This is a genomic window from Streptomyces sp. NPDC088747, from assembly GCF_044751025.1.
GTDB lineage: Bacteria > Actinomycetota > Actinomycetes > Streptomycetales > Streptomycetaceae > Streptomyces.
The window spans coordinates 579,078-602,969 of sequence record NZ_JBIVKZ010000004.1; the positions used below are offsets into that span (position 1 = coordinate 579,078).

Sequence of the window (23,892 nt, forward strand, 5' to 3'; positions counted from 1 at the left end):
CGAGAGGAAGAGAGAAGCAGATGAGCAACCCGTTCGAGAACCCCGAGGGCGTCTACTCGGTCCTGGTCAACGACGAGGGCCAGTACAGCCTGTGGCCCGACTTCGTGGACGTGCCGGCCGGGTGGACGGTCGCGCACGGGCCGGCCGGCCGCCAGGAGTGCCTGGACCACATCGAGGCCAACTGGACGGACATGCGCCCCAAGAGCCTCGTGGAGTAGCGAGCGGCGCGCGACATGCGAGAGGGAGACGGCCCCGGGGCCGTCTCCCTCTCGCATTGTCCGCAGTGGTCGCGGGTCAGGACGCGGGCTGCTCCACCTTCGTCGCGGGCTTGCCGTCCACCGCCGCCGAGAGCTGCGGCACCAGACGTTCGAGGACGTAGGGGATGCTGAGCACCGTCGACAGGGACACGGCGTTGCCGTAGTCGTCGGTCTCCGGAATGAAGACCTCGCGGCCCTGCTTCACGACGTCGAGGTCGCCGTACAGCTTGTCCTGGTGCAGTTTGGTGACGGCCGTGGTGGTGTCGGGCAGGATCCACACGGCGACGTCCTGGTCCAGGAGATCGGTGCGCTCCTTGCTGATGTTGGCGCCGAAGGTGTCGCCGATCAGCTTGTCCAGTCCGTCCGGCAGGCTGAAGCCGAGGTCGGTCAGCAGCCGGGAACGCGGGTCCTGGCTGCCGTAGACGAAGGTGCCCTCGTACGGCGTGGCCATGACCGCGGTGGCCTTGGCGAACTCGGGGTGCTCCTGCTTGGCGGTCGCGAAGTCGGCCTCGACGCCGTCGACCAGCTTCGTCGCCTCGTCCGCCTTGCCGAGGGCCTTGCCTATGATCTCGGTCTGCTGCTGCCACGGCACGCCGTAGTCGTTGTACTCCTTGGGCTGGGCCACGACCGGGGCGAACTTCGACAGCGAGTCGTACTGCTCCTTGGTGAGGGCGGAGTAGACGGCGAGGATGAGGTCCGGCTTGAGGACCGCGATCTTCTCCACCTGCGGGCCGGTGCCGGTGTCCTTGAGGACGGTCGGCGCGGCGGCACCGCCCAGCTTGTCCTGGGCCCAGGGGCCGACGGCGCCCTTGTAGCCGCCGAGCCACTCGGTTGTTCCGACCGGGACCGTGCCGAGGGCCAGCACAGCGTCCTGGTCGGTCAGTCCGATCGTGACGACACGCTTGGGCGCGGACTTGATCGTCGTGCTGCCGTACTTGTGCGCGACGCTGACGGGGAAGGCACTGTTCGCGGAGCTCTTCCCGGCGGTGGAGGCACTCGGTTCCGTGTCGTCGTCGGAGGAGCCGCAGGCGGCTGCCGCGCCGATGATCAACAGTACGGAGGCGAGCAGTCCGGTGAGCCGGGTGGCTCTCTGGGCGCGGGGCATTGCGGATCCTTCCGTCGGTTTCGCGTCTGATCGGTACTCGGTGTCGGGCTCGGACGGTGTCCCAGGTCAGGGCTCGGTGCTGCGGTTCTCCGACCAGGCCTGCCACAGGGCGGCGTAGGGCCCCCCGGCGGCACGCAGTTCGTCGTGGGTGCCGCTCTCGGCGATGCGGCCGTTCTCCATCACGACCACCCGGTCGGCGGTCGCGGCCTGGCTGAGCCGGTGGGCGACGACCAGCGCGGTGCGGCCGTCGAGGGCCCGCTCGGCGGCCTGTTCCAGCACCTGGGCGCCGGAGCTGCCCGCCTCGGCGGTGGCCTCGTCGAGTACGGCGACCGGGGGATCCGCCAACACCAGCCGGGCCAGGGCGAGTTGCTGGGCCCGGTCGGAGGTGAGGCGGTGGCCGCCGTCGCCCACGACGGTGCCGAGCCCCTCCGGCAGGGCGTCGGCCCAGCCGAGGGCGCCGACCCGGTCGAGAGCCTCCCGGAGTTCCTCGTCGGTGGCGTCGGGCCGGGCCAGCCGCAGGTCCTCGGCGAGCGGCCCGGCGAAGACATGCACCTCCTGGGTGACCAGCGCCACCGAACGGCCCGACTCGCAGGGCTCGGCCCCGCCGATGTCGATCCGGCCGACGGTGGGGCGGTGGATGCCGACGATGAGCTTGGCGAGGGTGGTCTTCCCCGCCCCGCTGGCGCCGACGAGGGCGACCTTCTCCTTCGGGCGGAGCACGAGATCCACGTCGTGCAGCACGGGCTGCCCGGTCCGGTAGGCGTGCCCGACGCCGGTCAGGGTGACGGTGGGGACGCCGCGGGAAGTCTCCCGCTCCGCCTTCGGCGTCGGTTCGTCCACCACGCCGACCAGCCTGGCCAGTGCCGCGGTCGCCGACTGGGCGTCGTCGAGCAGCACCAGCGCCGTGTTGACCGGCCCGAACAGGCTGTGGAAGTACAGCGCGGCCGCCGTCGCCGTGCCGATCGACGCCGACCCGTTCCGTACGAGCAGGAAACCGACCACGAGGACGGCGGCGAGACCGGTGTACTCGGCCAGGTGCAGCCGGCTGTAGAACCGCAGCACCAACTGCACGCCGCGCAGTGTCAGATCGACGGCGGCGCGGGACCGTTCCGTGACCCGCTCGGTGTGCGCTGCCTCCAGCCGGTAGGCGCGTACGGTGCCCGCGCCGCCGATGGTGTCGAGGAGCTGCTGCTGCTGGACGCCGGTGGCCACGCGCTCCTTCGCGTACAGGGGCGTGGCGTTGGCGACGTACCAGCGGGCGGTGTGCGCCTGTACGGGCACCGCGAGCAGTGCGGCGAGCAGGAAGCGCCAGTCGAGCACGGCGAGGGCGCCGAAGGTGAGCACGATGGACAGTCCGGAGCGGGCCAGTTCGGGCAGCGCGGAGCGCACCGCCTCGGCGACCCGGGAGACGTCGCGGGTGACGCGGGCGGTGAGGTCGCCCGAGCCCGCCTTCTCCAGCCGGTCCAGCGGCAGCAGCAGGGCCCGCTCCACGAACCGTTCGCGCAGTTCCGCCAGTACGGTCTCCCCGAGCCGGGAGACCAGCGACATGCCGAGCGCGGTCGCGATGCCCTGCGCCACGGCGACGGCCACCAGCAGCACCACGGGCAGCGTGAGCGCTCCGGCCGGACTCCGGTCGGTGACCAGGTTGACGATGTGGCCGAGCAGCGGCTGGGTGAGGAGTCCCACCGCGGTGGCCGCCACCATGACCCCGAACCCGGCCCAGGCCAATGCCCGGTGCGGGCGCAGGAGTTCACCGACGGCGGCCCGGGTGCGGGCGGGGGTCGCGGTGGGCAGCAGCTCGCGGGCCGCTGTGTCCGGTGCGGTGATCTGTGCTCCCGTGATGTCCGCTCCAGTGGCGTCCGCTTCGGTGGTGTCCGCTCCCGTCGCGTCCGCTCCCGGGGTGCCTGTTCCTGGGGTGCCCGCTCCTGTGGTCATGCCAGCACCGCCGTCCGGTAGGCCGCGTGGGCGCGTACGAGGTCGGCGTGCGGTCCGTCCGCGGTGACCTGGCCGGCGTCGAGGAGCACCACCCGGTCGGTCACGGCGAGCAGCGCGGGGCTGTTGGTGACCAGCACGGTGGTGCGGCCCTGCCGGAACTCCCGTACACCCGAGGCGATCCGGGCCTCGGTGACCGCGTCCACGGCGGTGGTCGGGTCGTGCACGACGAGCACCGGCCGACGGGCGTTCAGGGCGCGGGCCAGAGCCACCCGCTGGCGCTGGCCGCCGGACAGCGAGCGGCCGCCCTCACCGACCTCGGCGGCGGTGCCGAGCGGCATGGTGCGGGCGACCTCGTCGGCGGACGCGGCGGCCATCGCGGCGTCGGCGCCCTCGGTCGCGCCGATGTTGTCACCGAGCGTGCCGTCGAAGAGCGCGGCGTCGTGCGCTGCGACCAGCACGGCCGTCCGCAACTCCGCCGGATCGAGGTCCGCCAGGGGTACGCCGTCCAGCTCGACGACCCCCGAGGAGGGATCCTCGGTGCGGCCGAGGCAGCGCAGCAGGGCTCCGGCGGCGGCGGGGTCGGTGGTCGCGATCCCGAGCAGTTCGCCGGGCGCCACCGTCAGGTCGATCTCGCGCAGCTCGCCCAGACTGACCCCGCGCAGCCGCAGTGCGCCGCGCACGGGGTCCGCCAGTCGCTCCCCACCGGCGGAGACGTCGGGCGGGGTGCCGAGCACCTCGGCGATGCGCGCGGCCGAGGCACGGGCCTGGGCGAACTCGGCGTTCACCCAGGCGAGCACCTCCAGCGGGCCGAGCAGGAACAGGGCCAGTCCGACGGCGGACACCAGCTGACCCAGCGTGATGTCGCCCCGCACGGCCAGCCGTCCGCCGACCAGCGCCACGAGTGCGATGAAACCCCCGGTCAGCGCGAGGACGACGCCGCGCTGCCAGGCCTCGGCGCGGGCGGCGCGCAGCGTGGCCGCCAGCGAGTCGCGGCTGGTGCGCCGGTAACGGTCCACCGCCGTGGCCTGGGCGCCGATGCCCTTGAGCACCCGCAGTCCGGCCACCAGGTCCGCCGCGACACCGGAGGCGTGCGCGGCCCGCTCCTGCTCGGCCTCGCTGCGCCGCTCCAGGGGTTTGCTGAGCAGGTGCCCGAGCCAGAGCAGCAGGGGCGTGCCCAGCAGGACCACCAGGCCGAGCGACACGGAGACCACCAGCAGGGCCACCGCGCTGACCGCGAGACCCACGAAGGCCGAAATGCCGGTCATCACGGCCATGTTGACCGCGCCGACCCGCTTGGCGTCCTCCGTGGCGATGTTCGACAGGGCCCCCGGCAGCCGCCCGTTCTCCGCGCCGCCCCGCGGGTCGAGCACCCGCCGCACCAGCGTCACCCGCAGTTCGTGCGCCGCGAGTTCGGCGGCGCGCTCGCCGGCCCGCGCACCGAAACGGAAGCTGAAGGAGAGCCCCACGTAGACGACGGCGAGGACGACGAGCCAGCGCACCAGGGCGCCGGTGTCGCCCTTGGCCACGGCCTGGTCGATCACCAGGCCGATGAGCACCGGAACGAGGGCTTCCCCGAGTTGGTGACCCGCCCCCAGTACGGCTCCGACGGTGACATCCCGCCGTTGCCCCCGGACGGCCCTCCCCAGGACATCCCGCCCGCGCGGCACCTCAGCCCCCATCGGCCCACCCTCCGGAACCAGCCATCATGAATTTAGGTAAGGCTATTCTAAGTCGGGGCTCCGTGGTCAAGGTTGCGGGGGCGCCGGAAGCCGGCCGCGGCCGGTCCGCCCCGCCTGCGGATCCACCCGTCCGCCCGTCGCCGCCCGGCCGTCCCCGCCCGCTGCCCCCGGACCGTGCCCGCCGGGTGCCGGACGCGTGTCCCGCACGCGGTCGGAGTGCGCCCGGTCCGCGGGTCGGAGGGTGTCCCTGTCTGCGGTCGGAGCTGCCCGAGCCCGCGGTCGGAGCTGCCCGAGCCCGCGGTCGGAGGGCACCCCGGGGCGCCGGTCGGTACTGTCGGAAGTGATCGCCGACTGTCGGCCGTGATCGCCGCTCGCCTGCCGTGCCCGGATCGAGGGCCGGTACGGCCGGGCGGAGGGAGGCAGAGCGCCGTGACCGTGATCTCCCTGAAGTCCACGCAGGTGGGGGAGGGGCTCGTCCTTCCCTACGCCGAGGCCGGTTACCCCGACGGCACTCCGGTGGTGTTCGTGCACGGGCTCGCCGACTCCTGGTGGTCCTTCGAACCCCTCCTGCGGCGCCTCCCCGCCTCCCTGCACGGTTACGCGTTCTCCCAGCGCGGCCACGGCGACGCCGACCGCCCCGAGGACGGCTACACGCCGGACGACCTCGCGTCCGACCTGGTGGCCTTCCTCGACGCCCTCGGCATCGGCCGCGCCCTGCTCGTCGGATCGTCCACCGGCGGCGTGCAGGCCCGGATCGTCGCGGGCAGCCACCCCGACCGGATCTCGGGTCTGGTCCTGGCCGGCGTCCCCGCCACGCTCGCGGACAAGCCCGCGGTGGCCGGAATCCAGCAGTCCCTGGCGGGGTTCTCCGACACCGTTCCCCGCGAGTTCGTCGAGGACCTGATGTCCGGAGCTGTGGCAGGCGGGGTCGCCAGGGGGCTCATGGAGACCATGATCGACGAGAGCCTCAAGGTCCCGGCCCGCGTCTGGCGGCAGACCCTCCAGGGCCTGCTGGAGGCCGACCTTCCCGCGACCCTCGCCGGCATCCTGGTGCCGACCCTCCTCATCTGGGGCGACCGGGACGCCTTCCTCCCGCGCGGCGACCAGCAGGCCGTCCTGGACGCCGTCCACGGAGCGAGCCTTCTCGTCTACGAGGGCGCGGGCCACGCCGTGCACTGGGAACAGCCCGAGAGGGTCGTCGCCGACATCGCCGAATTCGCCGCGCGTATCGCGACTCCCGGGGCCCGCTGACAGCCCCCGGGTCCCGCTGAGCGACACGCGATCAAGCGGACCACCGCCACACGGGGAATTCCGGGGCGACGCGTTGTTTCCGCGTATTCCCATCGGCCGCCAGTTGGCCGCCCGGACCGGCTTTTCCTTTTCGGTCCGGTCACGTTCCAGATGCGGTCGATGGCCCGGTGTCACACAATGGGTGAAGAGGTTTTCCGCGTCTCCGACAGGGGAATTGGATTCGCAGTGCTTCGGACACCAGGCACGTCCGTGGGAGCCGGTTCGCCAGGCCTCCGGTGGCTTTGTTCCGGCCCGCTGTGCGCACCCCCCATGGTGACTGTCCACTCAACACCCTCTGAGGGAGTTGTGAGCGCCATGCCCGTTGCCACCGCCAGTACGAAACACCACTCGCACGACGACGCCCCCGACACCGCGGCGGCCTTCGCCCGCCTCGCGGGACTGCCCGACGGACCCGAGCGACAGGCCCTGCGCGACGAAATCGTCGGACTGTGGCTCCCCATGGCGCACCGGGTCGCGAGCCGGTACCGGGGCAGGGGCGAGCGCGTGGAGGACCTGAACCAGGTCGCGGCCCTCGGGCTGGTCAAAGCCGTCAAGCGCTACGACCCCTCCCTCGGCAACGCCTTCGAGAGCTACGCCGTGCCGACCATCACCGGCGAGATCAAGCGGCACTTCCGCGACCACATGTGGACCCTGCACGTGCCCCGCCGCGTCCAGGATCTGCGCAACCGGGTCCGCGCCGCGCTGAAGGAGCTGTCCCAGACGACCCCCGGCCGCCGGCCCACCGTCGCCGAACTCGCCGCGCACACGCGGCTGAGCGAGGACGACGTGCGCACCGGCCTTGAGGCCCTCGACTGCTTCGTCGCCCTCTCGCTGGACGCCGAACTGCCCGGCAGCGAGGACGGATACGGGCTCGCCGACACCCTCGGCGAATCCGACGCGGGCTACGATCTGGTCGTCGACCGCGAGGCCGTGAAACCCGCGCTGCGGACACTCTCCGAGCGCGACCGGACCATTCTCTATCTGCGCTTCTTCCGCGGAATGACACAGAGCGACATCGCACGGCAGCTCGGCATCTCACAGATGCACGTGTCCCGCCTGATCAGCAATTGCTGCACCGCCCTGCGCGAACAGGTGCGGAGCGACGTGACGTGAGCTGAGAAGAGCGGCCGGACGACGCGCAAGGGCAGCCGGGCCAATTCGCCCGGCCACCCTCGGAATTCGCGGTCACGCCGCCGTCGCCACCGCATCCACCGCGGGCGTCCGCAGGGTGCGCCGGGCCGTGAAGAGGCTCGTCCCCAGCGTGACCGCCGCCGCGATCGCGACGATCGTGAGCCAGATGCCGGGACCCTGGTCCGGCCAGGCGGCGTCCGTGCGGACCGCGGTGAAGGGGAGGAGCCCGGCGAGCCCGGCCATGGTGCCGAGGAAGACTCCCGTGACCGTCACGATCAGGGCCTCCACACCGATCATCCCGAGCACCTGCCCCGGCGTCGCACCGGCCAGCCGCTGCTGGCCGAACTCCCGGCGCCGGTAAGTGGTCGCCGCGTACAGGGAGTTGATCAGCATGACGCAGGAGAAGACCACGATGACGCCGACGACCACGAGGTTGAGGGTCTCCAGGTTCTTCGCGTCGACCGACTTCGCGACACCCGACGCCCTGATCGCGTCGCTCTCCACGGCCTGCATGTAGAGCGTCGCCGTCGCCATACCGGTGAAGAGGATCAACGGCATCAGCACGCCGGACAGTTCGGCCGTCCTGCGGCGCATGTTCCGTACGGCCAGATAGCCGCTCGGGCTTTTCGGCGCGAGCCGGCCCAGCAGCCCCGTCAGCAACCGCGGCGAGAGCAGCGCGAAACCCACGGACAGCAGGATCGCCCCGTACGCGGCCGGCGCCATCAGCGCGGCGTCGGTCGAGGACACGGCGAAGGTGGAGCAGACCCCGGCACCACCGGCCAGCAGAGCCGCGTACGCGAGGAACTTCCTTGCACCGCTTCGGGGTTGACGCCTGTGTGTCGCCCGCCGCACCGCGAGGAACGCCGCGCCCGCCGCCGCCAGCACCGTGATCCAGATCCCCGACACGAGCGCGACGGGACCGAAGGAGTACTCCACGGACCGCGAGACCTGGCCGCTGTCGTGGAACACCCTCAGCAGTGCCGTCCCGCCGAGCATCCCGGGCCCGATCGCCAGCACCGCGCCCACCAGGGCGACCACCACGGCCTCCCCGACGACCATGCGCCCGATCTGCCCGGGAGTCGCCCCCGAGCAGCGCAACAGCTCGATCTCGTCGGCGCGTTGACGCACGTTGACGGTGAGCGTCGAGGCGATCGCGAAGAACACCAGCAGGGAACCGTAGCCGCCGACGACACTCGCCGAGGTGGTCAGGGACTCGGAGCTCACGGAGTCGACGCCCGGCTGACCCGCCGTGTCGAGCATCGCGTTGAAGGTCATCACGATCGCCGCGCCGAGGAAGGCGGACAGCAGCGTCGAGAGGAAGCGCCCGGGGCGCTTACGGACGGAACGCAGGGCCAGGACGAACATGGCTCACACCCCCACGACGGTGTCGTCGCCCAGGTGCGCCAGCCGCTCGGCCACGGCATCGGGCGTCGGCGCCCGCATCCCGCCGGCCAGCCGGCCGTCCGCGAGGAACACGACGGAGTCGGCGTACGAGGCGGCGACCGGATCGTGCGTCACCATGACGACCGTCCTGCCGTGCTCCCGTACCGCCTGCTGGAGCAGCCGCAGCACATCCCGCGCGCTGCGGGTGTCGAGGGCGCCGGTCGGTTCGTCCGCGAAGACGACCCGCGGCTCGGTGACCAGTGCGCGGGCGATCGCGACCCGCTGCCGCTGGCCGCCGGAGAGCTGGTCCGGCAGATGGCCCAGCCGGTCGCCGAGACCGACCGCCGTCAGGGTCGCCAGCGCCCGTGCACGGTCCACGCGCCGCCGCGCCAGCCTGAGCGGCAGCACCGTGTTCTGGGCGACGGTGAGCGTCGGCAAGAGGTTGTACTGCTGGAAGACGAACCCGATCCGGCCGCGCCGGAACCTGGTCAGCTCGGCCTCCCCGCCGCCCGTCATCTCCTCGCCGTCCACCATCACGATGCCGGAATCCGGCCTGTCCAGCCCGGCAGCGCACTGCAACAGCGTTGACTTGCCGGACCCCGAGGGCCCCATGACCGCGGTGAAGGTACCCCGGGCCAGCGTGAGCGTCACGCCGTCCAGAGCGGTCACGGCGTTCTCCTCGGCCCCGTAGGTCTTGGTGACCTTGACCAGCCGCAGTGCCTCGGCGGCGGGCCCCGAGTCGTGCCTACGTCGTGCGGTGCGGCGAAACATCGTCATCACTCCCCGTCCGGCACTCCCTGTGCCTCGCCGAAGACGCTACGGAGAGCCGGGCCTGACCACATGGGGCGCAGAACCCGTAAACCGGGGTGTACCCAGCGACACCCCGTACGGGCCACCAGAACGCGCAGCCCGCCGCGCGGGACGGATGGAATGGACAGGTGACCGCGCCCCCGGACGACTGCCTCGCGCGCAACGAGTGGATCTGCGGTGAGTACCTGAGCACCCGCGACCGGATCCTCCTCGACGCCGTGGTCCAGCACCTCCAGCTCACCTCGCTCGCGGTGCTCATCGCCGTGGTCGTCGCCGTACCGCTGGCCGTTTTGGCACGCCGTTGGGGCTGGGCCGCCGGACCGGTCCTCGCCGTCACGACGATCCTCTACACGATTCCCTCGCTGGCCATGTTCTCGCTGCTGCTGCCGGTCTACGGACTCTCGGCGGCGCTCGTCGTCGCGGGCCTCGTCCTCTACTCGCTGACCCTGCTCGTGCGGAACATCCTCGCGGGCCTGCGCGCCGTCCCCGAGGAGACCCGGCAGGCCGCGCGCGGCATGGGCTACGGGCCGATCCGGCTGCTGCTCACCGTCGAACTGCCACTCGCCCTGCCCGCCGCCATGGCCGGCCTGCGGATCGCCATGGTCTCGGCCGTGTCACTGGTCACGGTCGGCGCGATCGTCGGCTTCGGAGGCCTCGGCAACCTCATCTACGCCGGAATGAACACCTACTTCAAGGCCCAGGTCCTCACAGCCTCCGTGCTGTGCGTCATCATCGCGGTCGTCGCCGACCTGCTGCTCCTGGGCGTGCAGTGGCTCATCACTCCCTGGACGAGGGCGGCCCGCTGATGAACACACTGACGGACGCCTGGGACTGGCTCACCGACGCCGCGCACTGGTCGGGGGCCGACGGCATCTGGCACCGGCTCGGCCAGCACCTCGTCCTCACCGTCGTCTGCCTCGTCATCAGCTGCCTCATCGCCCTGCCCGTCGCCCTCGTGCTCGGCCACCTCGGCAAGGGCGGCGCGCTGGCCGTCAACATCTCCAACGTCGGCCGTGCCGTCCCCACCTTCGCCGTGCTGGTGCTGCTGCTCCTCACCCCGGTCGGCGACTGGGGCGAGGGCCCCACCGTCGTCGCCCTCGTCCTGTTCGCCGTACCGCCCCTGCTCACCAACGCCTACGTGGGGATGCGCGAGGTCGACCGCAGCGTGGTGCGGGCCGCCCGCGGGATGGGGATGACCGGGCGCCAGATGCTGTGGCGGGTGGAACTGCCCCTCGCCCTCCCGATGGTCATGAACGGGGTCCGGATCGCCGCCGTACAGCTCGTCGCGACCGCCACCATCGCCGCGCTCGCGGGCGGCGGCGGACTCGGCCGGATCATCACCGCCGGCTTCAACCTGGCGAGTACGCCGCAGGTGGTCGCCGGTGCCGTCCTGGTCGCGGTGTTCGCGCTGATCGTCGAGGGGATCTTCGAGATCGCCGAACGGCTGGCTCCGAGCTGGGCAAGGGGATCACGATGAGACGTACACGACCGCCGGGATCGGTGCGACCGCCGAAATCGACGCGAGCGCGGGAATCGACGCGGGCGCGGGAATCGACGCGGGCGCGGGAATCGGCGCATCCGCCGGGATCGGCGCGGGCGCCTCGCGGACGCTGCCTCGCGCTGCTGACCCTGGTCCTGCTGAGCGGCTGCGCCACCGGCCCCTCGCTGGAGACCCAGGGATCGGTCACCGCCCCGCCCGGCGACAGCAGACACCTGACCATCGGGTCGGCCGGGTTCACCGAGAGCGACCTGCTCGCCCAGATGTACGCGCTGCTCCTGGACCAGGCCGGCTACCGGACCTCCATGCTCACCGTCGCCAACCGCGAACTGTACGAACCCGCCCTGGAATCGGGCCAGATCGACGTCGTACCCGAATACGCGGCCACCTTCGCCGACTGGCTGAACACCAAGACCAACGGCACCGACGCGCCGCCCGCCGGCTCGCCCGACCTCGACGCCACCATGGCCGCCCTGCGTCAACTGGCCACGCCCCGCGGCCTCACCGTCCTGGACGCGGGCCGGGCGGTCGACCAGAACGCCTTCGCCGTCACCGAGGCGTACGCCCGCCGGCATCACCTCAGGACACTCAGCGACCTCGGGAGGTCCGGGTTGAAGGTGCGGCTGGCGGCCGGCGACGAGTGCGTACAACGTCCTTACTGCGAACCGGGGTTGAAGAAGACCTACGGCATCGACATCACCGCCGTCGACCCGAAGGGCGTCGGCACCACCCAGGCCAAGCTGGCCGTGCAGAACGGCCAGGACCAGATGGTGCTGACCACCACCACGGACGCGACACTCGGCGACTTCGGGCTCGTCCTGCTCGACGACGACAAGCACCTCCAGAACGCCGACTACATCGTGCCCGTCGTCAACCGCTCCCGGGCCGGCAGCGAGGGCGTCACCAAGGCGCTCGACAAGCTCAACGACGTACTCACCACCGCCGACCTGGCCTCCATGAACGAACAGGTCGACAGCTGGCGGCGCCTGCCCGAGGACGTCGCGCGGACCTATCTGAAGGAGAAGGGCCTGCTGAAGTGACCGGACCGTGACGTCGGTTACGGGACTGGTGCGGCGGGCCGGGTTTTCCACCGGGGCCGGCATCGGTACACCTGGTCCATGCAGGACAACGGGGGAATACGCCGGACATGGCGGCAGGTATTACGTGAGGCGGTCCTGGGGGCCCGCACCGACACCAAGGCCGACGGGCTCGCGAATCTCGTCGAGCCCGGCCGTGAGAAGGCCTACGAGTGGTTCGGGAACGTCCATCCCAGGCACCAGACGCAGTTGCAGCTGCTCTACGGAGAATCACAGCGGGCTTTCGAGTCGCAGACAAGACAGTCGATGCGCGTCACCATCCAGTGCGTGCTGAGCAACGTCCTGCGCGATCCACGGCTGATGGCCGAGGAGCCCAACCGCTACCTGGGCGAGTATCTCAACAAGGAGATCTCCGGACTGCGGGCGCGTGTCGACCAGGACTGCGCGCTGGCCGTCAGCCGCGGCATCAACGTCGGGCTCACCCTGGGCGCGCTCATCAGCATGGTGCTGCTGATCATGCCCCTGCTGGCGGGCGGCGGTGGACTGCTCGGCCTGGTGGGGATCGAGATGGGCTGCACGGACCGCTGGAGCCTCATGGGCGCCTTCGTCTGCGGGGGAGTGGGCGCGTTCGGCGCGGTGCTCAGCGTCTTGGTGCGGCTGCGCAACACCGGAGGGGAGCTGTCACGGCGCCGCACCAACGGCGACCGCGGAACCGTCGCTCCCGGGCAGATGGCCCGCGCGATGCGCCACGAGGGCGTCTACCGGATCTTCGTCGGCTGGATCCTGGCGCTGGCCGTCTACTTCCTGCTCAGCGCCGGGTTCATCAAGCTGTTCGACATGCCGGCCACCACGGTCGAGATCTGCGCCGGGAACACCGCGGGGGCGGGCACCGCCTTCTGGGGATTCTGGTGCGGTGTCGGCTTCCTCGCGGGGTTCAACGAACGGTGGGCCTTCGGGCTCCTGGACCGCTCCAACCGGACCGAGCGGCACGCGGCGTCCTCCAGCCAGGGGTCCGCCGCTCAGGCGTCCGCCACCGAGTCGAACTCGACCTGACCGCGCGGCACGCCGAGCGCGTCCGCGTCCACCGACCGGCGCAGCGCCTCGTGCAGCTTCGCCGGGGTCAGCACACCGAGGAAGCGCGCGTCGTCGAGCACGGCGACCCAGCCCGCGTCGTGCTGGAGCATCACGCCGAAGGCCTGTTTCAGCGGGGCGCCCACCGGCACCCAGGAGTTCATCCGGTGGGCGAGGCCGCGGACGGAGCCCCCGGCGCCGAGTTCGTCGACGCCGACCCAGCCGTGCAGATCGCCCTCGGAGTCCAGCACCACCGCCCAGCGCGCGCCCTCCGCCCGCATTCGGGCCGCGGCCCGCTCGGCGGTTTCGTCGAGCCGTACGACCGGCGGCTGTTCGAGGTCGCTCGGCTCGATCTCCGTCACCGACAGCCGCTTCAGCCCGCGGTCGGCGCCCACGAACTCGGCGACGTACGGCGTGGCGGGCGTGCCGAGGACGGCTCCCGGCGTGTCGAACTGCTCGATGCGGCCCTGCCCGTACACCGCGATCCGGTCGCCGAGCCGCACCGCTTCCTCGATGTCGTGCGTGACCAGCAGCACCGTCTTGCGCACCGCCTGCTGCATTCGCAGGAACTCGTCCTGCAACTGCTCGCGCACCACCGGGTCGACCGCTCCGAACGGCTCGTCCATCAGCAGCACCGGCGGATCGGCGGCCAGCGCCCGCGCCACGCCGACCCGCTGACGCTGACCGCCCGACAACTGCTCGGGATAGCGCGCGCCGTACGTCTTCGGGTCCAGGCCCACCAGATCGAGCAGCTCGGCCGCGCGCGCCCGCGCCCTGGCCTTCTTCCAGCCGATCAGCGACGGCACGGTCGCCGTGTTGTCGAGGATCGTCCGGTGCGGGAAGAGGCCGACCTGCTGGATGACGTACCCGATCCGGCGCCGCAGCCGCACCGGGTCGACGGTGGCGATGTCCTCGCCGTTCACGAAGATCTGTCCGGATGTCGGCTCGATCAGGCGGTTGACCATCATCATGGTGGTCGTCTTGCCGCAGCCGGACGGGCCGACGAGCGTGACGAGTTCACCCTCGGCGACCTCGAAGGAGAGGCCGTCCACGGCGGTCGTGCCGTCCGGATACCGCTTGGTGACCTGTTCGAACCGGATCATTCCCTCACGCTAACCGCGCCGGTCACTCTCCGCTCACCAGCACCACCTCCAGGGTGCGCGGACCGTGCACCCCCTCGACCCGGTCGAGTTCGATGTCGCTGGTCGCCGAGGGGCCGGAGATCCAGGTCAGCGGGCGTGCCGGGTCGAGGCGTGGCAGGGCCTGCGGAACCGAGGAGACCACCTGGTCCGGTACGCGTACGACGCAGACGTGGTGGTCGGGGACCAGGGTGATGCGGCGGCGGCCCTGGTCGGGACCGCCGTCCAGCACGATGGTGCCGGTCTCGGCGATCGCGACCGCGCACGCCGTGACCACGCTGTCGACTCCGTCCAGCTCCCGCGGGGTGCTCTCCGCGCGATCGGGGACCTGTTCGACGCCCGCCAGCCAGTGCGGCGGCAGCCCCGGCGGCACCAGCACGGTCCGCGAGCCCCGCTCGGCGAGGAGCCGGCCGAGCAGCGACGGCAGACCCTCGGCGTCCGTCCGGTGCACGACGGCCCGGTAGTCCGCCAGGTTCTCCGCGAGCAGTTCCACCGTCTCCGCGACACTCCGGGACCCGTGCTCGTCCAGATAGGTTCGGTGAACTGCCTGCTCGTACGGCGTGTCGTCCTGTTGTACGTCCGCGATGGCGCGGCGCACCCGGCCCAGGATCACGTCCCTGCTGCTCACTTCGCCGCCCCTTTCTCGCCGTTCCCGCCGTTCCCGCCGTTCGTACGCTGCTTTCCGCCGTTCGTACGCTGCCACCAGTCCCGGAACGGTTCGGCGGGCACCGTCGGCAGATCACGGCTGTCCGTCCACGCCCTGCCGGGGCCCGGCACCGTCCGCGGGTGGAAGCGTCGGGTGCGGGAGGCGAGCCGCTGGCCGGCGCGCAGCGCGCCGGGATGGGCGAAGGCCCACCGAGCCGCCCGCATCGCCGCCCGCTCGGCCGCGTGGCCCTTGGCCGGCTTGAGCACGACCTTGTTGCCCCCACTGGTGGCCGTACCGCCCTGGGCGATCCGCTCGCGCAGGTGGACGAGTACTTCCGGGATGTCGATGGCGACCGGGCAGACCTCGTAGCAGGCGCCGCACAGGGAGGAGGCGTACGGGAGTGAGGCGTCGATCTCGCTCCCGGTGCCACGGAGCTGGGGGCTGAGGATGGCGCCGATCGGGCCGGGGTACACCGAGCCGTAGGCGTGTCCGCCGGCCCGCTCGTACACCGGGCAGACGTTGAGACACGCCGAGCAGCGGATGCAGCGCAGGGCCTGGCGGCCGACCTCGTCGGCGAGCGTGTCGGTGCGGCCGTTGTCGAGGAGGACCAGGTGGAAGGTCTGGGGGCCGTCCTCGTCGGTGGTGCCGGTCCAGGTGCTGGTGTACGGGTTCATGCGCTCGGCGGTCGAGGAGCGGGGGAGGGTCTGGAGGAAGACCTCCAGGTCCTGCCAGGTGGGCAGGATCTTCTCGATGCCGACGACGGAGATCAGGGTCTCGGGGAGCGTGAGGCACATCCGGCCGTTGCCCTCCGACTCGACGACCACCAGGGTGCCGGTCTCGGCGATCATGAAGTTGGCGCCGGAGACGCCGACCTTGGCCCGCAGGAACTTCTCGCGCAGGTGGAGGCGGGCGGCCTCGGCGAGTTCGGCGGGCGTGTCGGTGAGGCCCTCGGGTGCCGGGCGGCCCCACTCGCTCATCTCGCGGACGAAGATGTCGCGGATCTCGCCGCGGTTGCGGTGAATGGCCGGGACCAGGATGTGCGAGGGGCGGTCCTTGCCCAACTGCACGATGAGCTCGGCGAGATCGGTCTCGTAGGCGTGGATGCCCTCGGCCTCCAGCGCCTCGTTGAGCGCGATCTCCTGGGTGGCCATCGACTTGACCTTGACGACCTCCGTCTCTCCGGTCGCCCTCACCAGTTCCGTGACGATCCGGTTGGCCTCCTCGGCGTCGGCCGCCCAGTGCACGGTGCCGCCTGCCGCCGTGACCGACTCCTCCAACTGCACGAGATAGTGGTCGAGATGACGCAGGGTGTGGTCCTTGATCTGTTTGCCCGCCTCGCGCAGCTCCGCCCAGTCCGCCAGCTCCGCGACCGCCTTGGCGCGCTTGGTGCGGATCGTGTGGGTGGCGTGGCGCAGGTTGCCGCGCAGGGTCGCGTTGTGCACGGCTTCGTGCGCGGCCTTCGGGAAGGCCGGCATACCGACGAAAGTCCCGCTCATGCGCTCGGCTCCGCTTCCGTGCTCGCCAGGATCTCCGCGATGTGGACGGGCCGCATGCCCGTGTGGAGGCGGGTCATCGTGCCGCCCAGGTGCATGAGGCAGGAGTTGTCGGCGGCGCAGAGCACGTCGGCGCCCGTCGACTCGGCGTTGCGCACCTTGTCGGCGCCCATCGCCGCGGAGACATCGGAGTTCTTGACGGCGAAGGTGCCGCCGAAGCCGCAGCACTCGTCCGCGCCGGGCAGCTCCCGGAGCTCAAGTCCCTTGACGGCCTGGAGCAGTCGGTGCGGCCGGTCGCCGAGGCCGAGGCTGCGCAGACCGTGACAGGTGGGGTGATAGGTGACCGTGTGCGGGTAGTACGCGCCGACGTCGGTCACGCCGAGGACGTCCACGAGGAACTCCGTGAGCTCGTACGTCTTCGGCACGACCGGCGCGAGCGTGGCCGCGAGGGTGTCCCCGCGTCCCTCGGCCCTCGCCCGTTCCCCCATCCGCGGATACAGCTCCCGCACCATCGCGCCGCAGGACCCGGAAGGCGTCACGATCGCCTCGTACCCCCCGAAGACATCGGAGAAGTGACGGGCCATCGGCTCCGCCTCGTGGCGGTACCCGGTGTTGTAGTGCGCCTGCCCGCAGCAGGTCTGCGCCATCGGGAAGTCGACCTCGACGCCCAGCCTGGTCAGCAGTTTCACCACGGAGCGGCCGGTGTCCGGGTAGAGCGTGTCGTTGACACAGGTCAGGAACAGGGCGACTCGCATCGCGGCTCCTTGGGGTCGATCATCGGATGAGTGCAGGGTACGCGGCGGGCGCGTGACAGGGGAGCCCTCTTTCACGGGCGGCCGGGCAGCCGGTCCTCCGCGGCGCGCCAGGCACCGCCGTCGCCGCTCGGCTCGTACCGCCGCAACGGCTGGGTACGGGCCAGCAGCCCGCGCATCGACGCCCGGTCGCCGACGAGTCCGTGCGCGCGTGCCTGCACGAGGACGTTGCCCAGCGCCGCCGCCTCCGCCGGGCCCGCCACCACGGGCAGACCGCAGGCGTCGGCGGTCAGCCGGCACAGCAGGTCGTTGCGGGCGCCGCCACCGACGATGTGCACGACGTCGACCGGATGGTCGGCCAGGGACTGGGCCTCCCTGACCGCCCGGCGGTGGGCCAGCGCCAGGGAGTCGAGGATGCAGCGGGTGACCTCGGCGCGGGAGGCGGGCACCGGCTGGCCCGACTCCCGGCAGGCGTCGGCGATCCGGGACGGCATCCGCCCCGGGGCCAGGAAAGCGGGGTCGCCCGCGTCCACGACCGAGCGCAGCGGCGCCACCTCGGCGGCCTCGCGCAGCAGCTCGCCCAGGTCCGGATCGCCCCACTCGCGCAGGCACTCCTGGAGCAGCCACAGCCCCATGATGTTCCGCAGGTAGCGGACCGTGCCGTCCAGCCCCAGCTCGTTGGTGAAGTTGGCCGCCCGGCTCGCCTCGGTGAGCACGGGCGCGTCCAGCTCCAGGCCGGCCAGCGACCAGGTCCCGGTGCAGATGTAGGCGAAGCGCTCTCCGGCGGCGGGCACCGCGGCCACCGCGGAGGCGGTGTCGTGCGAACCGACCGTGGTCACCGGCACCGGGCCGGTCAGCCCCGTCTCCTCCAGCACGTGCGGCTGAAGCGTCCCCGCCGGATCCCCGGGGCGGCGCAACGGCGCGAACAGACCGAGGTCGATCCCCAGCCGCGCCGCGAGGTCGTGGGACCAGTCGCGCGTCCGGGGATCGATGAGCTGGGTGGTGGAGGCGTTGGTGAGCTCGGTGCCCGCCTCGCCCGTCAGCCAGTACGCCAGCAGATCCGGGATGAGCAACAGGCGTTTCGCGGAGGCCAGTTGGGAGGAGGAGCGAGCCGCCGTCAACTGGTAGAGGGTGTTGAAGGGCGCGTACTGGAGACCGGTCGCCGCGTACAGGTCGGGGGCGGGCACCGAGGCCCACACCTTCTCCGCGACCCCCTCCGTGCGCCCGTCGCGGTAGTGCACCGGGTTGCCGAGCAGGGCTCCGTCCGCGTCCAGCAGCCCGTAGTCCACCGCCCAGCTGTCGATGCCCACGGAGTCGACCTGGCCCGCCGCCCGTAGGCCGTCCAGGACACCCGCGTACAGCGCGAGGATGTCCCAGCGCAGCCCTTCGGGGACCCGGACCGGCCTGTTGGGGAAGCGGTGCGCCTCGGTGAGGTCCAGCGAGTCGGGCCCCACGCGGCCGACCATGACGCGCCCGCTGGACGCGCCGAGGTCGACCGCCGCGAAGGACGCGGTCATCGCAGGAACGCGGCTGCGACACCGGCGTCGACGGGGATGTGGAGCCCCGTGGTGTGCGTCAGCTCTCCGCCGGTCAGGGCGAACACCGCATTCGCGACGTGCTCGGGGAGCACCTCACGCTTGAGGATCGTCCGCTGGGCGTAGAACTCGCCGAGCTTCTCCTCCTCGATGCCGTACGTCGCCGCGCGCTGCGCGCCCCAGCCGGCCGCGAAGATCCCGGAGCCGCGCACCACGCCGTCCGGGTTGACTCCGTTGACCCGGATGCCGTGCTCGCCCAACTCGGCGGCCAGCAGGCGTACCTGGTGCGCCTGGTCGGCCTTGGTCGCGGAGTAGGCGATGTTGTTGGGTCCGGCGAAGACCGCGTTCTTGGAGGCGATGTAGACGATGTCGCCGCCCAGGCCCTGCCGGCTCATCACGCGGGCCGCCTCGCGGGAGACGAGGAAGGAGCCGCGCGCCATGATGTCGTGCTGGAGGTCCCAGTCCTTCGCGGTGGTCTCCAGGAGCGGCTTGGAGATGGAGATACCGGCGTTGTTGACGACCAGGTCGACGCCGCCGAAGGCGAGGACAGCGGCGTCGAAGGCCGCGGCGATCTGCTCCTCGGAGGTCACGTCGACGGTGACGGCGACGGCCTTGTCGGGACCGCCCAGCTCGGCGGCGACCTCGGCGGCCCCCTCCGCGTTGAGGTCGGCGACCACGACGCAGGCGCCCTCGGCGGACAGCCGGCGGGCGATGGCCTTGCCGATCCCGCTGCCCGCCCCCGTCACCAGCGCCACCCTGGTGGCGAGCGGCTTGGGCTTCGGCATCCGCTGGAGCTTGGCCTCCTCCAGCGCCCAGTACTCGATGCGGAACTTCTCCGACTCCTCGATCGGCGCGTACGTCGAGACGGCCTCCGCCCCGCGCATCACGTTGATCGCGTTGACGTAGAACTCGCCGGCCACGCGCGCGGTCTGCTTGTCCTTGCCGAAGCTGAACATGCCGACACCGGGGATCAGCACGATCGCCGGGTCGGCGCCGCGCATCGCGGGGGAGTCCGCGTCGGCGTGCCGGGTGTAGTAGGCGGCGTACTCCTCGCGGTACCCGGCGTGCAGCTCGCCCAGGCGGGCCACCGCGTCCTCGACCGACGCGGTCGGCGGCAGGTCCAGGACCAGCGGCCTGACCTTGGTGCGCAGGAAGTGGTCGGGGCAGGAGGTGCCGAGGGCGGCGAGGCGGGGGTGCTCGGCGCGGGAGACGAAGTCCAGCACCTCCGCCGAGTCGTTGAAGTGGCCGACCTGCGGCTTGTCCTGGGAGGCGATCGCCCTGACGTACGGGGCGAGGGCGGCGGCCCGTGCCCGGCGCTCCGACGCGTCGAGGGCTTCGTAGCCGTCGAGCACCGGGCCGAACGGCTCGGCCTTCCCGCGCTCGGCGAGGAAGGTCTCGGCGGTCCGGATGATGTGCAGCGAGTTGGCCTCGCACTCCTCGGCCGTCGTGCCCCACGCGGTGATGCCGTGGCCGCCCAGTACGCAGCCGATCGCCTGCGGATTGGCCTCCTTGACCGCCGCGATGTCCAGGCCGAGCTGGAAACCGGGCCGGCGCCACGGCACCCACACCACGCTGTCCCCGAAGCACTCGGCGGTCAGCTTCTCGCCGTCGGCCGCGCACGCCAGCGCGATGCCCGAGTCGGGGTGCAGGTGGTCGACGTGCGGTGCGTCCACCAGACCGTGCATGGCGGTGTCGATGGACGGGGCCGCGCCGCCCTTGCCGTGCAGGCAGTAGTCGAACGCGGCGACCATCTCGTCCTCGCGCTCCACCCCCGGGTAGACGCCCTTCAGCGCGTGCAGCCGGTCCAGCCGCAGCACGGCGAGCCCGCCCTCGGTGAGGGTGCCGAGGTCACCGCCGGACCCCTTGACCCACATCAGCTCGACATCGCCACCGGTCACCGGATCGGTGTCGGTGCCCTTCGCGGAGGTGTTGCCCCCCGCGTAGTTGGTGTTACGGGGGTCCGCCCCGAGCCGACGGGACCGAGCCAGCAGAGCGGCGGCCTCGGAATGGATAGCCATGATTCAGTCCTTCACAAGAAGACGTACGTACACGACGCGCCCCCCAGGGGCGCGAGGAACTGCGCGACCAGCCACAGACAACCCGCACTCGCCCACCGGCAGAACCCGGCGGAACCCGGCAGACACAGCGGAGCGCTTACGCTCCCCAGCCGGCCTGCTGCCCGCCCACCCGCTCCGCGGCGATCTTCTGCTGCCAGCCGGAACGGGCGTACGCGGCCACCGGGTCGGGGTCGAGACCGAGCTCCTCCCGCACGGTCGCAAGCAGCGGCCGTACGTCGGTGTTGTACGCGTCCATCAGCACCGCGTTCGCGGCCAGCACGTCGCCCGAACGCTGGGCCTCGCCGAGCGCGTCACGGTCGACGAGGAGCGCCTTGGCGGTCGCCTCCTGGACATTCATCACCGAACGGATGATCGCCGGGATCTTCGCCTCGATGTTGTGGCACTGGTCGAGCATGAACGCGATGTCCGCCGTGAAGCCGCCGCCGCGGATCACCTCGTACATGATTCGGAAGAGCTGGAAGGGGTCGGCGGCACCCACCATCAGGTCGTCGTCGGCGTAGAAGCGGGAGTTGAAGTCGAAGCCGCCGAGCTTTCCCTCGCGCAGCAGCGTGGCGACGATGAACTCGATGTTGGTGCCGGGCGCGTGGTGCCCGGTGTCCACCACGACCTGCGCCTTCGCGCCGAGCTTGAGGCAGTGCGCGTACGCGGTGCCCCAGTCCGGCACGTCCGTGGTGTAGAAGGCGGGCTCGAACAGCTTGTACTCGAGAAGCAGTCGCTGGTCGTCACCGATCCGCTCGTACACCTTCGCCAGGCCCTCGGCGAGCCGGTCCTGACGCTCGCGGATGTCGTCCTGGCCCGGGTAGTTGGTGCCGTCGGCGAACCACAGCTTGAGGTCCTTGGAGCCCGTCGCGTCCATGATGTCGACGCACTCGAAGAGGTGGTCCAGGGCCTTGCGGCGCACCACGGCGTCCGGGTGGCAGATGCTGCCGAGCCGGTAGTCGTCGTCCTGGAAGGTGTTGGAGTTGATCGTGCCCAGCTTCAGGCCGCGTTCCTCCGCGTGCTTTGCCAGCGCCGTATAGCTGTCGGAGTCGTCGAGCTTGTCCCAGGGGATGTGCAGCGCGACGCTCGGGGCCGCGCCGGTGAACTCGTGCACCTTCGCGGCGTCGTCCAGCTTCTCGCGGGGGTCGCGCGGCACGCCGGGCTGCGCGAACACCTTGAAACGGGTTCCCGAATTCCCGTACGCCCACGACGGCGTCTCTACTGCCTGGGTCTTGAGTGCGGCTTTCACCGCGGCGAGCTCGGTCACTTCGGGGCTCCTGTGACATCGGGTCTTGAAGACGGTCTGGAACGCATCAGTCTGAAACGATTCAGAGAGCGAAGCTATGAGCCTCCCGGAGGGCTGTCAACCCTTCTAGCGTGGACTCTTGCCCGTGACTCTCTTGTGACCGCCGGATATCGAAAATTTCGATCCGGACCCATTGACGTGACCTGGGCTACATGTCTAACGTCCCGGCAACCTAGTTGAAACCTTTCACGACGTCGTGAGGCCTCTCCGCCCGCGTCGTTGAGGAGCTTCCATGACCCACCGGTCCGACGCGGGTCCGGCCCCCGTACTGGCGCTTGAGGACATCTCGAAGTCCTTCGGCGCGGTACGCGCCCTGCGGGACGTGTCCCTGGAACTGTTCCCCGGCGAAGTGCACGCACTCGCCGGTGAGAACGGTGCGGGCAAGTCGACCCTCATCAAGACGCTCGCCGGCGTGCACCGACCGGACGCCGGTCGGGTGCTGCTCGACGGCGAGCCCACCCTCTTCCACGGTCCCGCCGACGCCCGCGACGCGGGCATCGCCGTGATCTACCAGGAACCCACGCTCTTCCCCGACCTCTCGATCGCCGAGAACATCTTCATGGGGCGCCGCCCCCGGCGCTCCCTCGGCCGCATCGACCACAAGGCCACGCACACCGCGACCCTGGCCCTGATGAAGCGCCTCGGCGTCGAACTCGACCCCGAGCGCCCCGCCCGCGGCCTGTCCATCGCCGACCAGCAGATCGTCGAGATCGCCAAGGCCCTCTCCTTCGACGCCCGTGTCCTGATCATGGACGAGCCGACCGCCGCCCTCACCGGCAGCGAGGTGGCGCGCCTGTTCGGCGTGGTCCGCACCCTGCGCGAGCAGGGCTCGGCCGTGCTGTTCATCTCGCACCGGTTGGAGGAGATCTTCCAGATCTGTCAGCGGGTGACCACCCTCAGGGACGGCGCCCTCATCTCCAGCGAACCGCTGGAGGGCATGACCGAGGACGACCTGGTACGCCGGATGGTCGGCCGCGACCTCGACGAGCTCTATCCCAAGCAGCACGTCGAAGCGGGCGAGGTGGCGCTGAGCGTACGGCGGCTCACCCGCGAGGGTGTCTTCACCGATGTGTCGTTCGACGTCCGGCGCGGCGAGATCGTCGGTCTCGCCGGGCTCGTCGGCGCCGGCCGCACGGAGGTCGCGCGAGCGGTCTTCGGCGTCGACCGCTGGGACGGCGGCGAGGTGGCCGTCGACGGCAAGCCGCTGACGAACGGCGCGCCCTCCACCGCCATGGCCGCCGGACTGGCCCTCGTCCCCGAGGACCGGCGGGCCCAGGGCCTGGTGATGGACATGTCCATCGAGCGCAACATCGGCCTGACCGGACTGCGCACCAGCGTCAGAGCCGGGTTCGTGGACCGGGGCGCGGAGCGCAGCCGCTCACTGGACTGGGCGGTCAAGCTCCAGGTGAAGTACGCCAGGATCGCCGACGCGGTCTCCACGCTCTCCGGCGGCAACCAGCAGAAGGTCGTCCTCGCCAAGTGGCTGGCCACCGGCCCGAAGGTGCTGATCGTCGACGAGCCGACCCGTGGCATCGACGTCGGTACCAAGGCCGAGGTGCACCGGCTCCTCGGCGAACTCGCCCGCGACGGCGTCGCCGTTCTGATGATCTCCTCCGACCTGCCCGAGATCCTCGGCATGGCCGACCGCGTCCTCGTGATGCACGAGGGCCGGCTCACCGCCGAGATCCCACGATCCGAGGCCACCGAGGAGTCCGTGATGGCCGCAGCCACCGGGAGGGCCGCCGCATGACGACGACCATCACACGGA

Annotated in this window: 20 protein-coding genes; 8 read left to right on the forward strand and 12 right to left on the reverse strand. The window is 71.4% G+C overall.

The window, feature by feature from the left end; translation table 11 throughout:
* The first annotated feature begins 20 nt into the window (after positions 1-20).
* A complete protein-coding gene (locus ACIP79_RS13245) occupies positions 21-218 on the forward strand; it encodes an MbtH family protein (protein WP_383689041.1) in 198 nt (65 codons plus the stop codon).
* A 76-nt stretch (positions 219-294) separates the two neighbouring features.
* Here ACIP79_RS13245 and ACIP79_RS13250 read toward each other — a convergent pair whose 3' ends face one another.
* From ACIP79_RS13250 to ACIP79_RS13260, 3 genes are all read right to left on the reverse strand, one after another.
* Positions 295-1,362 (reverse strand): iron-siderophore ABC transporter substrate-binding protein, encoded by a 1,068-nt coding sequence (locus tag ACIP79_RS13250; protein ID WP_401222665.1) that lies wholly within the window; start codon positions 1,360-1,362, stop codon positions 295-297.
* A 66-nt stretch (positions 1,363-1,428) separates the two neighbouring features.
* Positions 1,429-3,297, reverse strand: coding sequence for an ABC transporter ATP-binding protein (locus tag ACIP79_RS13255; RefSeq protein WP_401222667.1), 1,869 nt, complete (start codon positions 3,295-3,297; stop codon positions 1,429-1,431).
* Complete coding sequence (locus tag ACIP79_RS13260; RefSeq protein WP_387181013.1) at positions 3,294-4,976, reverse strand: ABC transporter ATP-binding protein; 1,683 nt, start codon at positions 4,974-4,976, stop codon at positions 3,294-3,296. The genes ACIP79_RS13255 and ACIP79_RS13260 overlap by 4 nt, the downstream gene beginning before the upstream one ends.
* Before the next feature lie 429 nt (positions 4,977-5,405).
* Here ACIP79_RS13260 and ACIP79_RS13265 point away from each other — a divergent pair, with 429 nt between their 5' ends.
* Complete coding sequence (locus ACIP79_RS13265; RefSeq protein WP_401222670.1) at positions 5,406-6,227, forward strand: alpha/beta fold hydrolase; 822 nt, start codon at positions 5,406-5,408, stop codon at positions 6,225-6,227.
* Positions 6,228-6,581: 354 nt separating this feature from the next.
* Positions 6,582-7,379 (forward strand): SigB/SigF/SigG family RNA polymerase sigma factor, encoded by a 798-nt coding sequence (locus ACIP79_RS13270; RefSeq protein ID WP_401222672.1) that lies wholly within the window; start codon positions 6,582-6,584, stop codon positions 7,377-7,379.
* Between the two features lie 72 nt (positions 7,380-7,451).
* Here the strand turns inward: ACIP79_RS13270 and ACIP79_RS13275 are convergent, their stop codons facing one another.
* Positions 7,452-8,762 (reverse strand): FtsX-like permease family protein, encoded by a 1,311-nt coding sequence (locus ACIP79_RS13275; protein WP_401222674.1) that lies wholly within the window; start codon positions 8,760-8,762, stop codon positions 7,452-7,454.
* A 3-nt stretch (positions 8,763-8,765) separates the two neighbouring features.
* Positions 8,766-9,557: an ABC transporter ATP-binding protein gene (locus tag ACIP79_RS13280; protein WP_401222676.1), complete on the reverse strand. Its 792-nt coding sequence runs from the start codon at positions 9,555-9,557 to the stop codon at positions 8,766-8,768.
* 161 nt (positions 9,558-9,718) lie between these two features.
* On the opposite strand from ACIP79_RS13280, the gene ACIP79_RS13285 reads away from it, so the two are divergent.
* The 4 genes from ACIP79_RS13285 to ACIP79_RS13300 all read left to right on the forward strand — a co-directional run bounded on the left by ACIP79_RS13285 (position 9,719) and on the right by ACIP79_RS13300 (position 13,178).
* Positions 9,719-10,396, forward strand: coding sequence for an ABC transporter permease (locus ACIP79_RS13285; protein ID WP_401222678.1), 678 nt, complete (start codon positions 9,719-9,721; stop codon positions 10,394-10,396).
* Complete coding sequence (locus ACIP79_RS13290) at positions 10,396-11,067, forward strand: ABC transporter permease (protein WP_401222680.1); 672 nt, start codon at positions 10,396-10,398, stop codon at positions 11,065-11,067. Before ACIP79_RS13285 ends, ACIP79_RS13290 begins: the two co-directional genes overlap by 1 nt.
* Positions 11,064-12,128 carry an ABC transporter substrate-binding protein gene (locus ACIP79_RS13295; RefSeq protein WP_401222682.1) on the forward strand — a complete coding sequence of 355 codons (1,065 nt, stop codon included), beginning with the start codon at positions 11,064-11,066 and terminating at the stop codon, positions 12,126-12,128. Before ACIP79_RS13290 ends, ACIP79_RS13295 begins: the two co-directional genes overlap by 4 nt.
* 78 nt (positions 12,129-12,206) lie before the next feature.
* Positions 12,207-13,178 carry a hypothetical protein gene (locus tag ACIP79_RS13300; protein WP_401222684.1) on the forward strand — a complete coding sequence of 324 codons (972 nt, stop codon included), beginning with the start codon at positions 12,207-12,209 and terminating at the stop codon, positions 13,176-13,178.
* Here ACIP79_RS13300 and ACIP79_RS13305 read toward each other — a convergent pair.
* The 7 genes from ACIP79_RS13305 to rhaI form a co-directional block, all read right to left on the reverse strand.
* The gene (locus tag ACIP79_RS13305; RefSeq protein WP_401222686.1) at positions 13,145-14,299 is read right to left on the reverse strand and encodes an ABC transporter ATP-binding protein; all 1,155 of its coding nucleotides are present in this window, start codon (positions 14,297-14,299) and stop codon (positions 13,145-13,147) included. The genes ACIP79_RS13300 and ACIP79_RS13305 overlap by 34 nt on opposite strands.
* A 22-nt stretch (positions 14,300-14,321) precedes the next feature.
* Positions 14,322-14,963 (reverse strand): lactate utilization protein C, encoded by a 642-nt coding sequence (locus ACIP79_RS13310; protein WP_401222687.1) that lies wholly within the window; start codon positions 14,961-14,963, stop codon positions 14,322-14,324.
* Positions 14,960-16,477 carry a LutB/LldF family L-lactate oxidation iron-sulfur protein gene (locus ACIP79_RS13315; RefSeq protein WP_401222689.1) on the reverse strand — a complete coding sequence of 506 codons (1,518 nt, stop codon included), beginning with the start codon at positions 16,475-16,477 and terminating at the stop codon, positions 14,960-14,962. Before ACIP79_RS13315 ends, ACIP79_RS13310 begins: the two co-directional genes overlap by 4 nt.
* Complete coding sequence (locus ACIP79_RS13320; RefSeq protein ID WP_383688931.1) at positions 16,474-17,229, reverse strand: (Fe-S)-binding protein; 756 nt, start codon at positions 17,227-17,229, stop codon at positions 16,474-16,476. Before ACIP79_RS13320 ends, ACIP79_RS13315 begins: the two co-directional genes overlap by 4 nt.
* A 71-nt stretch (positions 17,230-17,300) precedes the next feature.
* Positions 17,301-18,743 carry a rhamnulokinase family protein gene (locus ACIP79_RS13325; protein WP_401222692.1) on the reverse strand — a complete coding sequence of 481 codons (1,443 nt, stop codon included), beginning with the start codon at positions 18,741-18,743 and terminating at the stop codon, positions 17,301-17,303.
* Positions 18,740-20,779, reverse strand: a complete 2,040-nt coding sequence (locus tag ACIP79_RS13330; protein ID WP_401222693.1) for a bifunctional aldolase/short-chain dehydrogenase — start codon at positions 20,777-20,779, stop codon at positions 18,740-18,742. Before ACIP79_RS13330 ends, ACIP79_RS13325 begins: the two co-directional genes overlap by 4 nt.
* Before the next feature lie 136 nt (positions 20,780-20,915).
* A complete protein-coding gene (rhaI, locus tag ACIP79_RS13335) occupies positions 20,916-22,085 on the reverse strand; it encodes an L-rhamnose isomerase (protein ID WP_401222695.1) in 1,170 nt (389 codons plus the stop codon).
* A gap of 271 nt (positions 22,086-22,356) precedes the next feature.
* On the opposite strand from rhaI, the gene ACIP79_RS13340 reads away from it, so the two are divergent.
* Positions 22,357-23,874, forward strand: coding sequence for a sugar ABC transporter ATP-binding protein (locus ACIP79_RS13340; protein WP_401222697.1), 1,518 nt, complete (start codon positions 22,357-22,359; stop codon positions 23,872-23,874).
* Positions 23,875-23,892 lie beyond the last annotated feature (18 nt).

Coding starts and splice junctions, on each gene's coding strand:
- ACIP79_RS13280 (WP_401222676.1), bottom strand. CDS start 9,557: ATGACGATGTTTCGCCGCACCGCACGACGTAGGCACGACTCGGGGCCC.
- ACIP79_RS13320 (WP_383688931.1), bottom strand. CDS start 17,229: ATGCGAGTCGCCCTGTTCCTGACCTGTGTCAACGACACGCTCTACCCG.
- ACIP79_RS13245 (WP_383689041.1), top strand. CDS start 21: ATGAGCAACCCGTTCGAGAACCCCGAGGGCGTCTACTCGGTCCTGGTC.
- ACIP79_RS13255 (WP_401222667.1), bottom strand. CDS start 3,297: ATGACCACAGGAGCGGGCACCCCAGGAACAGGCACCCCGGGAGCGGAC.
- ACIP79_RS13250 (WP_401222665.1), bottom strand. CDS start 1,362: ATGCCCCGCGCCCAGAGAGCCACCCGGCTCACCGGACTGCTCGCCTCC.
- ACIP79_RS13295 (WP_401222682.1), top strand. CDS start 11,064: ATGAGACGTACACGACCGCCGGGATCGGTGCGACCGCCGAAATCGACG.
- ACIP79_RS13260 (WP_387181013.1), bottom strand. CDS start 4,976: ATGGGGGCTGAGGTGCCGCGCGGGCGGGATGTCCTGGGGAGGGCCGTC.
- ACIP79_RS13330 (WP_401222693.1), bottom strand. CDS start 20,779: ATGGCTATCCATTCCGAGGCCGCCGCTCTGCTGGCTCGGTCCCGTCGG.
- ACIP79_RS13340 (WP_401222697.1), top strand. CDS start 22,357: ATGACCCACCGGTCCGACGCGGGTCCGGCCCCCGTACTGGCGCTTGAG.
- ACIP79_RS13305 (WP_401222686.1), bottom strand. CDS start 14,299: ATGATCCGGTTCGAACAGGTCACCAAGCGGTATCCGGACGGCACGACC.
- ACIP79_RS13325 (WP_401222692.1), bottom strand. CDS start 18,743: ATGACCGCGTCCTTCGCGGCGGTCGACCTCGGCGCGTCCAGCGGGCGC.
- ACIP79_RS13290 (WP_401222680.1), top strand. CDS start 10,396: ATGAACACACTGACGGACGCCTGGGACTGGCTCACCGACGCCGCGCAC.
- ACIP79_RS13275 (WP_401222674.1), bottom strand. CDS start 8,762: ATGTTCGTCCTGGCCCTGCGTTCCGTCCGTAAGCGCCCCGGGCGCTTC.
- ACIP79_RS13300 (WP_401222684.1), top strand. CDS start 12,207: ATGCAGGACAACGGGGGAATACGCCGGACATGGCGGCAGGTATTACGT.
- ACIP79_RS13315 (WP_401222689.1), bottom strand. CDS start 16,477: ATGAGCGGGACTTTCGTCGGTATGCCGGCCTTCCCGAAGGCCGCGCAC.
- ACIP79_RS13270 (WP_401222672.1), top strand. CDS start 6,582: ATGCCCGTTGCCACCGCCAGTACGAAACACCACTCGCACGACGACGCC.